We start from the raw sequence: 14,463 nt of genomic DNA on the forward strand, positions 1-14,463 counted from the left end.
TTGTGTCCTGTTTGCAAACGTAGTTGTCGCTTTTAGAAGATCACGAGTACTTGGTCAAAAGAACTTCAAGTTATATGGAACTGCACTATGGATTTCTTCCTTTATTGTCAAATTAGAAAAGATACGCAAATAATGCCTCTTTTGTTACCATGCTTTATTTATATTTATCCGGCTCGGGGTTGATGATTCTGTTAGAAGGCGTCATTAATTTGGGGATAAACACGGAAGAATATAAAGAACCTTTTTTTCAACGGAGCCCATCCTCCCTAACAAGTCTCCGGAAAAGAAAATAGCGCTTATAAAAGAGTAAAACCATTTTCGTCTTCATAAGGCGAATAATTTTCTGTCTGTTGTAATTCTTCGTTTTTATTCCAAAAACTGAAGGAGGTTAAAGCGCGTGAAATATCTCCGGGTCTATAGTTAGCCATAGCCGACGCTACAGAAGAGGCGGAAGTGAGCACATATTTACCCACATAATACTCATCTTTTTCTATTTTTGCAGTTACCATTGGCATCCGTTCTGCAGCCGCATCTATCCCATTTTTAAGTTTACCGTATAAAATACGAATTTCTTCTTTCCTTTCATTGGTTAGCCCTTCTCGTCTTAAACTTTCTTTCAATAAAAACAGATACTTAGGGCCACGCTGAAAAGGCTGCGCGGTAATGGCCCGTAGAGCATCGTTCTGGGCAGCCTCTAACTTTAGTTTAAAATATTCTAAGATCTCAGGTTTATCTTCTATTTCCTGAAGAAACGTAGAATATAATGAAATATATGCAGAATAAGCACTTACAAAGCTGTCTAATATTAATCCTCGCTGTTTAGCATATCCTTCTGCTTTTTCAGGACTATCTTTATGTTTTATACTCTTTTCTATATTTTTAATTAAACGCTCAGAAATTCTTTCAAAACCAATTAACGAATTAAAAATTCTATGCGTCTCCGGATGAGGAGTAGAATAAAACTCATCATGCATATTGCGGTTGTCATTATGAATCTTTATAAGTTTCTCTAAGGCAACTTTATAATTTTTTTCAGTGCTCAATAATTCATCAATCGCATTATTTTTATGGGGCATCACGTTCTCCTGTTAAATCGAAACAAGATCATAGGTTTCTAATCTGAAGGGAGCCTTAGCTCGAGATGCCTCTTTTTCCAGTAACATTCCAAACAGGAATATGTTCTGGAACATCCCCAAGGGTATAGTCCAAAGTTTGAAAAGAAAATGAGTACGAACAATTCACTATCGATTTAGCTTATTTTTTAAATGAATTACATCGGTATTGAGCCCCCCCAGGCCAGGTCCTTTACCACGACGTTTTATGCCATTAAAAGCATAGGGGAAGGAGACTACGCTAGTACGAAGTAATACGGGAGCCATACACGAATCAGGGGTTGCTCCCATGTTATGCGACGCTAATACGGGCTACTTTGAGACAATAACTTCGGTTCCGTTTTCTCTGTAATTCGAGACTCAATTATTGCATCGTGGAAATGTCTAAAATACAACCTTTTATGAGCCTCCTCATTAAATAAGGCAATTAAAGCATATCCTGGTTCTTTAACTAGCTCAGGCTCCTTTTTAATATCCTTTTTTATTTCTTGGATAATTTTTAAAAACAAATGCTCGCTCGCAGTTGAGGTAAGCCTGCCATTAAAAAAAGTAAGTGCAAGAGCAGTGACCACATCATGCTTATGAAAATAGCCATCAATTTCCTCTTTCTTAGAAGTAGCTCCACCAAAAAAACTACTCCAATATGGACGTCTTGATGCATCCTCATCTAATGCACTATCTTTAAGCATCATAAATCGCTCTCCCTGTTCCCCAACAGCCTTCACCCAGGAAAATAATGTATTAAACACCAATGCAACTCCCTGAGCGCTGGACACATCAGAAAGTTCAGTAAGCACTTCTGCTGAGATCTTAATCGCATTTTCTTCTTGAATAGTAAGCAGGCCTATATTAGGTGATGGTAAAAGAGCTTTTTGTATAAATTCATTAAAGGAAATTGTAAAGTTACGTGCATTATAGTGATAAGTCAGTAAATCTAATTCTTTAATAAAAATAGGTGAGTCATCCATCTGAGCCAGGCTTAATTCACGGAATACTTTTGTAAATAATAATGAAAGAAACGGAAATGAACTGCATTGCAAAGCCAAAAATAAAACATCACTAATAATTTCTTCTTGATTCCAAGATCTATTCAATTTAATCAACCAATTATTTAGTGCGTCCTCGTCTCCTTGAACTAAAATATTTATTAGTTCACGTCGATCTTTTTTGAGAAGTTCAGACTCATTGATCTCCTCAACATAAGGCTCAAGATCCTCAACATCAGCCTCAAGTTCATAAATATCAACATCCTCATTATCAAAGTCATCAAAGTCATCTAAATCTTCAAAATCATCGTACTCACTCAGAGAGTCCGATGTAGTGTTTTGCGGTGATCCTCTTGGCATAAATCCCTCTCAATAAATGGCTTAAATTCCACTATATGCGTAATAAATGTAAGATTCAAGGGTTAAAATAAGCATTAAAGGGGGGTTAATACACACAGTAATTCAATGGGCTTTTATAGGGGAAAATAATAAACACCTTTTGGCTTCAGGGTCCGTACCGACTCTCATAGGCGTAGCCTGGTTGTAAGCAACCAAGCATGCGGATAGATCAGGGTTAACTTGTCTGACCTAAATTACCAGTGCCAGTGCTGTAATCTGCTCTAACTTGGTGATGTTCTTCCATTAGTTCAAAAACTAAAGAAGGCGATGCCTGCTCCTTACTATTTGGATCCAGCTGCGGTTTATTTTGTACTATTGGCCCTCCAAGTAAACTAATCGTTTTAGAAGAATCTGGGCTTGTTTTTATTAGGTCAAATCTATCAGAAATGCCTAACGTAGCAGTGAATTTTCCTTCAATTGCTCCTGTCTCCTGGTTAACCTGCAAAACATAAGGAGGAGTAAACAATGATAATTCATTTTGCTCATTTCTTATTTTATAAACACTTCGGGTTTCTGCATAAGCAAAAATTGACTTAATCCCAAAAAGATCAGCAAAAAAAGTCTGGAAATTTTTCCCATGCCCAAAGAACCAACAATCGCGGCCCTCAGCTTTTTCGATAAGCCTCTTAATCTCACTGACTTTATCTCCGGCATAACCCAAATCTTGTTTTACATCCATACGCTCATCAATTATTTGAGGCTCAACAGCACCATGCTTTTTTATATTTTCCAGGGCTTGCATTCTTTTTTCATACAGATGATTAAAATCCTTTTGGCTACAAAACAACATAGAAAAGAACCAAAGAATCACTTTGAATGGTTCTCGCCAAAAAGAAGTAGCTTCATATATTTTCTTCATATCAGCTGTTGAGCGAACATCACATCCAGAAGGATGATTACTATTTTCTGTTAATGCCGGTTCAATAGATATTTCAGCCTCACAAATATGTTCGGGAATTAATAATCCAGCAGTTTGCATCGCCCTATTCATGGGAGAAATTGCGATGAATGATTGATTATGATCAGGATAAAATAATAAATTCCCTGTAACTTGATTGGTTTTGCTCATGCTAGATTCTGCTGATGCGGCAATAGGCGCATTAGGACTCATGCCCAAGCGTTTTTGGGCCCAGATGGCACTTTTTCCATGGCGGCTAAATAATACATGTCCCCTAATTTCCAGTTTCTGCTCATTGAGATAAACCTGATCCACTTCTTTGAGCTGCTTTAATAAGGCCCCTTTTTCCTCTTCCTTAACTTGACTTAATTTGTGTACGATCTGTTCAACACTTTGAAAATAATTTTTTTTTATTTGATCTTGAGTGGTTTCTTCTTCCGCTGAAGAACTATATTCCTCAATTAATTGACTAAATTTTTTTTCTTGCACAGCAATATTCCTGGTTCAAATCTAAATTATATTAATAGTGTCCATTGTACCGAAAAATTGACAAAAAAATAACATTTCGGATGCCATAAGAAAAATGACTTGTAGATCGAGCCCCTGTCCCCACAAGGCATCTAGTCGAGTCAGAACTCCATGTTGGGTCATGGGGCCCAACCTACATTATTGTAAATATAATCCTTAACTTAAAATAGACCCGCTTGTTCCGCACGGTATATCCGTTTACACTGTAACTCGCATATTAAGAAGACTTCTGGGACACATGCCTCAGAAATTTGTACGAAGGATACGTGCATGGGGTTTATCATAAGGATGTTTCTTTGTCTAAGTCTGGGAGTAGTGCTCCTGGGTTGCACTGTATCATTACCGCAAAAACGCCAACTTGAACATCTCAAAACCCTACCGAAGATCGAACATGAAATTAAAGGGCAGCTAAATAAAACCACTTTTTTAATGGGTAATTGGCCGCAACAACAATGGTGGCTAAATTATGGCTCATCTGAATTAAATACACTAATCGCTGAATCTCTGACGAACAATCCATCAATTCAGGAAATACAAAGCCGAATTACCGTGGCGCAACAAGAAGCCAATGTGACACGTTCCACTTTATTCCCCTTGGTATTTTTTGATGCAGCAGACACGCAACAGCATTTAAGCAAGCATGGATTATATCGAGCCTTTAATCCCAAACTTCCTCTCAATACATCGTTATTAGATTTGTCACTTTCATTTATATATGAATTTGACTTTTGGGGGCAAAACCGAAATCTGCTGAACGAGGCATTGGGCAAGGCCAAAGCCCAGGAAGCAGAGGCCGAAGAAGTAAAGCTCATTATTACTACAGCCCTAAGTCAGGCCTATTTCGCCTATAAAACCAATTTACTAAGAAAACATTTATATGAGGAATTAGTCCGTATACGGCAAAACATAGTTACTTTGCAAAAACTCATGGTGCGTAAAGGACTTTCCTCAGAGTTGCCAGCGCTTACTGCTGCAGAAAATTTAATGGAAGCGAAAAAATGGCTGGCAAGTATCAATGAAGAATTAAGTAACAATACCCATTTGATTAATGTACTGGCAGGACGAAGCCCAGCTCATCCCCTATCAACAGAGCGAACATTCCCCCAACTCCCTAAGAAGTTGGAAATCCCGCGTAATATTTCCTTCGATCTGCTTGCACGCAGGCCTGATTTAATGGCACAAATTTGGCGGGCTAAAGCCTGGGCTTATAAAACAGGAGCAGCAATGTCTGCTTATTACCCTAATGTAAATCTAAAGGGCTTTATTGGATTGCAAAGTGTGACTTGGACCAAATTGTTTGAAATTGCCAATGGCACTGGTGGCCTCACCTCAGCAATTCATTTACCCATATTTACTGCAGGAGCAATTCGCGCCAATATTAAAACTACGCAAGCAGAATTTGATGCAGCAATTTATGCTTATAATAATTTGCTTTTACGCAGTACTCAGGAAGTCCTGGACACACTGGTTTTTGCCGACACGATTCATCAGAATAAAGCAGAACAAGCGGACATCATCCATCAGGCCCAACAGCGTTATCGTCTGGTGCGGTTGCGTCAACAAAAAGGCTTAGACAGCCAATTTGATGTGTATTATTTGCATGAAGAAGTGATTCAAAAACAATTGGTGGATAGCACCTTGTTGTATAACCAATATCTCGCTTCAATTAAATTAACAAAAGCCTTGGGTGGTGGTTATTATCAATCCCAGGTTCCACTGGTACAGCAACATGAAGAAAAAAGCTAAACAGCAGCATATTGCGCTGATTATTGCACTTTGCGTCGTTTTTTTATGCTTCTTTTTGTATTGGCTCTTTATCTGGCGTTTCGAAGTATATACAACTGATGCCTATGTTCAAGGCAATTTAGTGACCATTAAACCCTTACGTCCTGGTTTTGTAACCGGTATTTATACTGATGACAGCTATTATGTGAAAAAGGGACAACTCTTGGTTACCCTAAATGAAACGGACTCAATTATCGCGCTAGAGAAGGCAAAGCAAAAATTAGCGCAAACCGTACGTGATGTGTGTCAGGCATTTCATAATGTTTTTGTTTTTGCCTCAGACATTAAAATGAAAAAAGCAGAACATATGAAAGCAAAACAAAACTTTAAACACCGCTATGATGTAATCCAAATGAAAGGCGTCTCATTAGAAGATTATCAAAATGCAGCCGATGATTTACGCGCTAGTGCCGCATCACTGGAAAGCACTCAAAACAATTACCAAAAAACACTTGCTTTTATCCAAGGTACCTCCATCACTGAACATCCTTTAGTCCAATCTGCAGCTCAGGAAGTACGTGATGCCTGGGTACAGCTTTATCGTTGCAAAATCTACGCACCCGTGAATGGTATTATCGCCCAACGTAGCGTGCAGGTCGGTATGTGGCTCTCTCCCAGCGATGGACTTATGTCGGTTATTCCGCTTAACCAAATCTGGGTAAATGCGAATTACAAAGAAACCCAGTTGAATAATATTCGTCTTGGGCAGTCGGTAAAAATTGTCTCTGACCTTTATGGTAGCTCAGTAGTCTTTCATGGAAAGATAGCCGGCCTACCTGGTGCCGCCGGAAATGCTTTTGCCTTGTTGCCTCCCGAAAACCTTTCGGGAAACTGGATTAAAATTGTGCAGCGCCTTCCAGTGCGAGTGTCCCTTGATCCCGAGGAACTAAAAAAACATCCCTTACGGGTGGGATTATCCTTAGAAGCCACTACGGATATCTCAAACCTAGACGGCGGATTCAATAATACGGCGACAACTGAATCACCGCGTTATTCAACAGATATTTTTCAACAGGAAGAAGTTGGGGTCGAGGAATTACTTACCCATATTATTGCTGCCAATATCGATCCGAATCTGCAAAAATATGCGCAAACCGCCTTTGCTTATAATGAATTAGCCCATAAAAAAACGAGAGCCCAATGATCCTTTATGCTCTTGTATTTTCTCTTGCAGCTGTTGTTTTTAACCTGACCTTGCCACTTATGGCAGGGCTTTTTATTGTTGATAATCTTGGTGGTAGTACCTACATCAGTTCTTATGCAATCAGTTTCTTTTGTATTGGTAATATGTTAGGGGTGCCTTTTGGCAAACCAAACAGTACTCGCTTGAAACCTATCCAGCTCTATATCCTGTGCTTAGCGCTCATGATCTTTTTTTCTTGGAAATGCGCGTTTGCGACGAACTATATCTCATTCATTTCATATCGCTTTCTAGAGGGTATTGCTTCGGGACCCTTATATATCTTGATTACTTATACGCTTATTCCAGACCTGGCTCCCAATCGCGATAAAGCCTTTATCACCTCGTTATTGCTACTCTGCTTTTCTTTAGGTCCAGTTCTGGCAGCCAGTTGGGGGGGATGGATCGCCTTTTACCACCAGTGGAGACTGTTGTTTCTATCTCACATCATCTATTGTTTCTTTTTAATTATTTTTGTGGGCTATCGTTACCGAAAACACTATCCAGCAGTTAAAAGAGTCCGATTTGATTACCCAGGTTATTTTTTCTACGCTATGTTAATAACCTGCTTTGGCACGGTAATTGCTGCAGGCCAAGAGTTGGATTGGTTTCGCTCCCCTATTGTTTGTGCTCTAGCAATTATAGGCAGCGTCAGCACCCTATTTTTTGTTCTCCGTTGTCTTAATCATCGTTATCCTCTAATCGATTTGAGATTATTGAAAAATGCTTACTTTTGCTTAGCAATGTTGCATGTGAGTTTGCTCTTTGCCATCTATTTTGGCATGATTATATTGCTTTCCTTATGGCTGCACCTCTATGTTAATTACAGCCCGTTCTGGGTGCTTCTTTCAATTGGTGTAACGCTTTTAGGAGCCTGGCTGCCAATTATGATTCATTATAAAGCCTATGATCCGCGTTTTCCGTTGATTATCGCCCTGATTTTTTTAATTGCATCGAGTTTATATACCACTCAATTTAATGCACAAATTAATTTTAGCCGCATTGCAATTTCGCGAATTTTAACTGGTTTTGGTCTTAGCCTTTTCCTCGCGCCACTCTTTCGCTTATCAGCACAGGTTTACCCCAAAGAAAAACTACATGAATGTTTAAACTTATTTCATATTATCCGGCTTGGGGGTAGCGGTATCGGCATCGCACTTTTTGTAACACTATGGCACCGTCGGCAAGTATTTTATTATGAGCGTTTAGGCAGCCGCTTAACAGAGTTCTCTGCCGTAACTAATGATTTTTTGAAACAAGCACATCAAGTGCCACTTCCCGGGAAACATGCCTTTGCCCAGCTCAGTTCATACCTTAATCGCCAGGCAACCGCCCTTGCTTTGGATGACTGTTTTTATTTAATGAGTTGGATTTTGATTGCTTTACTCATTATTTTATCATCGACCTTTTTCTTTAAAGGCCCGGTTTTGTTTGATAAGAAAAATGCTCCCTATTAGGGTCACCTCAAACTGCCTGTTATTTCAAATGCTTGTTCAATAAAAACGAATTAATATCAAAGACTTCCTCATCTTCATCCTCACTTCCCTCAGATGAAGCATGACGAACATTTCTTAAATTGATACCAAATCAGCTCTTTTTCTTAGAATCCAGATAGGTTTCACAACATTCGCTGGTAAGTGGCCGGGAATAAACATAGCCCTGAAAGCCGTCAATCCCTTGGATATGAAGCGTATTAAGCTGTTGTTCATTTTCAACACCCTCAGCAATCACCTTCATATTTAATTTATGGGCCATGGTAGTAATCGCGTGGATAATCGTTTGATCTAAAGAGTTTTCAGCACAATTATCAATAAACATTTTATCAATTTTTATTTTATTAACCGGCAAAAGTTTTAAATAAGATAAGGCTGAATAACCAGTGCCAAAATCATCAAGAACTAAATTTACCCCTAATTGTTGTAACTTTTTAATTTCTTTATATAAGTTTTCATTATGAGTAAGAACAATAGTTTCAGTAATTTCAAGTTCTAAAAAGGCAGGATCAAACTGAGTTTCTGCTAAAACATCGGCAACGACAGAACTAATTGAATGATTAAGAAATTGTGTCGCTGATAAGTTAATCGCAATAAAACCTGAAAAAATCTTTTTTTCCTGCCATATTTTAGCTTGTTGGCAAGCCGTTTTAAGAACCCATTCACTTACCGGGCTAATTAAAGGGCTTGATTCTAATGTCGTAATAAAATCTTTAGCTTCTAAAACTCCTTTCTCAGGATGTTTCCACCTTATCAATGCCTCGAGGCCTATTATTGCTCCGGTATCCAAAGCATAAAAAGGTTGATACATCAGAAAGAATTCCTGATTCTCATAAGCTCGTTGTAATTCTTTATCTAAGCCGTGTGTGCGTTGATAATCTTCAAGTAATTGGGTTGAATAATAATAGAACTGGTTTCGCCCTTTTTCTTTGGCCTGATACAGCGCGGTATCTGCAAATTTAAGCAACGTTTGTATGTCCTCCGCATCGTCAGGAAAAATGCTTATTCCAAGACTAGTTGTCGTCTGCAAAATATGATCACCAACATGAAAAGGCTTAGATAACTCATGACATATCCATTCAACGACCGAGGTTAAATATTCTTTAGAATTAAAATGGGTCAGCATTACGACGAACTCGTCCCCCCCCATCCGTGCGGCAATATCGCCTTCCATTAAAATAGAGTTTAATATTTTTGCTGTATGGATCAGCAGTTTATCTCCATAATCATGACCTAAATTATCATTAACCATTTTAAAATAATCTAAATCCAAAAATAATAAGGCGATTTTCTTTCCAGAGGGACTCGCCTTTATAGCGGTTTGTTGAAATAGTTCATACAACATATTGCGGTTAGCAAGACCGGTGAGCGGATCGTGAGAAACCTGATAATAAAGCTTTGCATTTTCCAACGAAGTCATAGCCTGAGAGCTAAGTAATTGCAAACTGTCTATATGACTTGAGGTAAAAGTATCATTGCTGTCTTTATGTTCTAAGTACAAAATATGACAGAGCTGACCTTGATAAAAAATCGGCATTGCAAGAATAGATTTGGGTTTTTCTTTTTGTACATAAATATCGTTGAAGGTAAGATCTGACTGATTTGTATCATTGATAATAATTGCTTTTTTTGTTAGCTGTACGTAGTTCAAAACGGAAAGGGGATATTTTACTCCAGGATCAGTCTCTTTGAGGTTATTTAAATAAATGTTTTGTTCCTCGGAATTTCCTTCTGCTTCAATAATCCATTTAGCATTGATTCGGGTTAAAATAATACTGTTCTGAGCCCCTGAGTTTTCCAATACAATGGTGATAAATTTTTGTAATAATTTATCCAAACGGATCTCACTGGACAGTAACTGGGTAAATTTTAACATAGCCAGCATGTCCAAATTTTGGCCTCCCCTTTGAGAAAGTAATGGTTTGGCTAATCCAGTTTCATTAGTAATGTACGTTGGATAGCTATCTTCCAACCACTGGGCTTTGGCTAAAGCCCCCCACTTCTTAAACAATTGATACGCATTCTGTAAGTAAAGTTGCGCCACACGCCCAACTTTTTGAGTAATGCAATAAGAACCCGCACGCTCACTAGCAATCGCGGCAATTAATATCGACTTGCTAGATAATGCCCTATTAATCGCCTCATCATAAAAAGGAAGTGCATCCTGATTATTGAGCTGTGCTAATTCCGCCTCAAGTAATAAGGAATGCATTTTAAAATTATCAGGACACCAGACAGTATACCTGTCAACCAATTGTTTCAATTGCTTTATTTTCTTTAAAATCGGTTTATGCTGCTTTTTCGGTAATTGATGGAGGTATTGGCATAAAGCCAGAGCATAGTAAAACTTACCATCAAAATGAGTTATTAATCCTTTATCATAATCAGAATAAATCTCATGCTTTTGCCCCATTTGCACGGCTTGGTCGATGTTGCCGAATAAAAAATGTAATCGCGCTATGGAACAGTAGAAAAAGCCCAGTTCCGTTTTGTTCTCTCCTTGAATGATGCGTTGTTCAAAAGCGGCTAATTGCTCCGGCTGAATAGCCTCCAAATTTTTTAAGCATTGAATGGAATAACCCCAAAATCGTGTCACATTGCCAAAATCAGAAATCTTAGTTCGTGCCATAAATGACAAGGTAGCATCAACATAACCTTTTATTTCGTCCAGTGTTTGGACTATGATAAATGAATGAGATATCAATGCGAGGTTGCTGTAATTGCTATAACCTAAATCACCCGCTTCACAGCCTAGCTTAAAGGCATTTATGATTGTTTTGTTACATTCGCTCATGGGTAACTGATATGGTTCAATAAATTCTCCTAAAAGAAATTGATTCCTACCTTCAAAATTTGATGCCCCATATTTCTGTTTTAACTTATTATAAAGTCTGACAAAAGACAGTGCTTCCTCGTGTAAGTACAAAGAATGCATTAGTACAAATGCATAAACAGGAATACACATGGAGGTGCTTTCGGTATAACCATGCTTTAAACTCAAGCGTACATTAATGCAGGTAAGCAAAATAAACATTTTTTGCTCGATAATAAACGCGCTATTAAGTAACTGCGCGATTAAATTAACTATCGCCTTTTGTTTTAAATCGCTCATTAAAGGTAAATCTATAAATTCCGGTCGCGTCCTTTTCAATTGAAATTTAATTCTATAAATGGCTATTAGTAGATGATATTTCTTTGGGTTTTTAGGAATTTGAATACCAAAACTTTTTAAAGCGTTTAATCCTAAGTTGAGCGCTTCTCGATGTTTACCTAGGGTCGCCAGCATTTCAATTTTAAGTCGATTGATTTCTAAAATCTTAAGAGGATTTTTTTCCTGATCAAGCAATTGATTAAAATAGTCATTGGCGTTTATAAAATCTCCAATCAAATATTTACATGCAGCCAGCTCTTTATAAAGTTGGAAAGCCAACTCGTCTTCATTTTGCCAATAATTTTCTGGCAATAAAGAAATACCAGCAGAAAAATATTCATTAGCAGCATAATAGGCTGAAGCTGATTTAGCTTTCTGACCAGCCCATAAATTGTATTTGGCCAATTGCAGACGTTCGGATGAGCCTTTGATTAAAGCAAGGCCTTGATTAAAATGTTTCATCACCTCAAACAAGCGCTCATCATTTTCTGTTAGTTCTTTTTCTTTGAGTAATAATCTACCTATTTTCAGATGAAGATAGGGCAACTCATCTTTTTCTACCAATTCAGAGCTTGCTTGCTGAATACGATCATGGACAAATCGATAATATAAAGTACTTAATTGCTCATGATTCACAATGCCTTCTAAACTCATCAGATTTTCTGTTAGATAGGCTCCGTCTATCGGATAAATTAAATTAGCTTTAATTGCCTGATACAAGCCATCTGCAGTTTGGCTAATCGTCTTTTCACTAATGGTAACCAAAGTTGCAAAATCAAATTTATGGCCTAAACAAGCCGCCAGCATTAAAATTTCCTGTGTGGTCTGCGGCAGCCAATGGATCTTAGTCGTCAGTAGGTCTAATACATTATCAGTAGCACTCTGTTGCAATATTTTAGCTAAATCCCATTCCCAGCAGCCCTGCTCATAGGAAAAGTGCAATAATTTGTTTTGATAAAGTAGTTTAATGAATTCATTAATAAAAAAAGGATTGCCCTCGGTTTTTTCAAAAACGCATTGTGCCAACTCTTGAATCTTATCCACCGAGCTTAATAATGTATCGTGTAATAATTGCTGAATATTTTTTAACTCTAAGGGCTCTAGTGTAATTTGTGTTCGCGCCACATTATTATTGCTGATGTTATTTAATGTTTGCTGTAAAGGATGTTCCTCGCTAATTTCATTATTACGATAAGCACCTAACAGCAATAAATAATTGGTTTCCTGATCTTGTAATAGGTTTTCGATAAAATGAAGGGATGAATTATCCGCCCATTGCAAATCATCAAGAAAAATAACCAAAGGATGATTTTGTTGCGCAAATACGCGAATCAAATTTTGGACTGCCAGATTAAATCGTATTTGTGTATCATTAGGATTTAATTTAGGAACGGATGGTTGTGCTCCTATAATTAATTCTATTTCAGGAATAACATCGATAATTACCTGACCTACTTTGCCTAAAGAATGTAATAAATTGGTTCTAAGATCGTTTAAATGCTCTTCGCTTTGAGCAAGGACTTGCTTCACCAATTTTTGAAATGCAGAGACAATCCCACTGTAAGGAATATTTCGTTGTATCTGATCAAATTTTCCCTGGATATAATAAACACGATGCTGCACCATGGCTTTGTGCACTTCATTAACCAAAGAGGTTTTTCCAATACCGGAATAGCCAGCGATTAACACAATTTCCTTATTGCCTTTGCTGACACGATTAAAGGCTTGTAATAATTGCCCGACTTGAGCATTACGGCCATATAGGTTACGCGAAATACTTAAATAATCCCGAGTATCATTTAAACCTAGTGTAAAGGGTTTAATACAGTGTTGACGTTCCCACTGCTCTTGGCATGCCTGAAGATCCGATTTTAAACCAATGATACTTGAATAACGTGATTCTGGCATTTTATTCAGAAGCTTATCAATAATCGCATTAAGCATTTCCGGAACATCCGATCTTTTTTCAAATGCTGGCGGTGCTTTTTTTGCAATATGGCAATGAACTAACTCCAACGGATCATTACTTTGAAACGGTAATTGATTCGTTAACATCTGGTACAGAGTAACCCCCAGAGAATAAAAATCAGTACGATAATCAATAGGGCGATTAATGCGTCCTGTTTGCTCCGGTGAAATATAAGCCAAATCCTCTTCAAGATTATTTAATGTCATATACTCAAAAGTTTCTTCTGAAATTTGAGAACAGACACTTAAATCGATTAATTTAAGGGTTAACTTATCTGGGTTTATGATGATATTCGACGGATTTATTTCTTTATGGATAATTTTTAATTGATGCAGCTCACCTATTATATCTACTAGCTGTAAAGCCAACTTACAGAAATCACCGATATCTAATCGATTATCTTTAAGGTAGGAATGTAAAAGGAGCCCCTCGACATTTTCTAAAATTAAAATGGGTACCGGAATATCTTGTAAAAAATCATAAGCTTTGATGATTGTGGGGGCATCAAGTTGCTGTAACAAATTAAATTCATGTTGCAAAACGGCTAGATTTTCAGCTGTAACATGATGATTATTTGGTGTTTTTAATAAAACAGGACACCTATCTTTACTTCTAATTGCATAGTAAGTATCGATATTATGATTATTACGCATTTTCTTTTGTAATGCATAACCTGATATGGCAACCATTTCAACTCATTTAGTGATAGTAATTCTCTTATGAATAAAATGTTCAAGGGCACGTTCTATATGTATAGTGTAGCGCAGAAGGGTACTATGTCAAAAATATTTTCTTTTTAATTTATTTAAGGACTTATGTTTGGTAAGGTAGATTAAGGGCTGTAACCAAGATTACAGTCGGGCACGGCATGAAATAGAAGCCCGCACTTCCCTATATAAAATCATGTGCATGAATCACTTGCCTTCGACTATCAGGTTACATTTATTATCAAAAGCCATGCT

The 14,463-nt window shown here is 37.6% G+C and carries 7 protein-coding genes; 3 read left to right on the forward strand and 4 right to left on the reverse strand.

Translation table 11 applies throughout. The features are described 5' to 3' along the window. Window positions 1-296 precede the first annotated feature (296 nt). The 3 genes from E1P08_RS02840 to E1P08_RS02850 form a co-directional block, all read right to left on the reverse strand. The gene (locus E1P08_RS02840; protein ID WP_133135498.1) at window positions 297-1,076 is read right to left on the reverse strand and encodes a RhoGEF domain-containing protein; all 780 of its coding nucleotides are present in this window, start codon (window positions 1,074-1,076) and stop codon (window positions 297-299) included. 338 nt (window positions 1,077-1,414) lie between these two features. Continuing rightward, window positions 1,415-2,458 carry a hypothetical protein gene (locus E1P08_RS02845; RefSeq protein ID WP_133135499.1) on the reverse strand — a complete coding sequence of 348 codons (1,044 nt, stop codon included), beginning with the start codon at window positions 2,456-2,458 and terminating at the stop codon, window positions 1,415-1,417. A 214-nt stretch (window positions 2,459-2,672) separates the two neighbouring features. Next, window positions 2,673-3,884, reverse strand: a complete 1,212-nt coding sequence (locus tag E1P08_RS02850) for a histidine phosphatase family protein (RefSeq protein ID WP_133135500.1) — start codon at window positions 3,882-3,884, stop codon at window positions 2,673-2,675. A gap of 309 nt (window positions 3,885-4,193) precedes the next feature. Between E1P08_RS02850 and E1P08_RS02855 the strand changes: the two genes are divergently transcribed. Genes E1P08_RS02855 through E1P08_RS02865 form a run of 3 tightly spaced genes read left to right on the forward strand, consistent with a single transcriptional unit; the run spans window position 4,194 to window position 8,345 of the window. Then, window positions 4,194-5,669: an efflux transporter outer membrane subunit gene (locus tag E1P08_RS02855; protein ID WP_133135501.1), complete on the forward strand. Its 1,476-nt coding sequence runs from the start codon at window positions 4,194-4,196 to the stop codon at window positions 5,667-5,669. Then, window positions 5,653-6,852 (forward strand): HlyD/EmrA/EmrK family protein, encoded by a 1,200-nt coding sequence (locus E1P08_RS02860; RefSeq protein WP_133135502.1) that lies wholly within the window; start codon window positions 5,653-5,655, stop codon window positions 6,850-6,852. The genes E1P08_RS02855 and E1P08_RS02860 overlap by 17 nt, the downstream gene beginning before the upstream one ends. Further along, window positions 6,849-8,345, forward strand: coding sequence for an MFS transporter (locus E1P08_RS02865; RefSeq protein WP_133135503.1), 1,497 nt, complete (start codon window positions 6,849-6,851; stop codon window positions 8,343-8,345). Before E1P08_RS02860 ends, E1P08_RS02865 begins: the two co-directional genes overlap by 4 nt. Before the next feature lie 130 nt (window positions 8,346-8,475). On the opposite strand, the gene E1P08_RS02870 is transcribed toward E1P08_RS02865, so the two are convergent. Continuing rightward, entirely contained in the window at window positions 8,476-14,190 is a 5,715-nt protein-coding gene (locus E1P08_RS02870) for an EAL domain-containing protein (protein WP_133135504.1), read from the reverse strand. Window positions 14,191-14,463: the final 273 nt, after the last annotated feature.

This window comes from Legionella rowbothamii, assembly GCF_900639985.1.
Classification (GTDB): Bacteria; Pseudomonadota; Gammaproteobacteria; order Legionellales; family Legionellaceae; genus Legionella; species Legionella rowbothamii.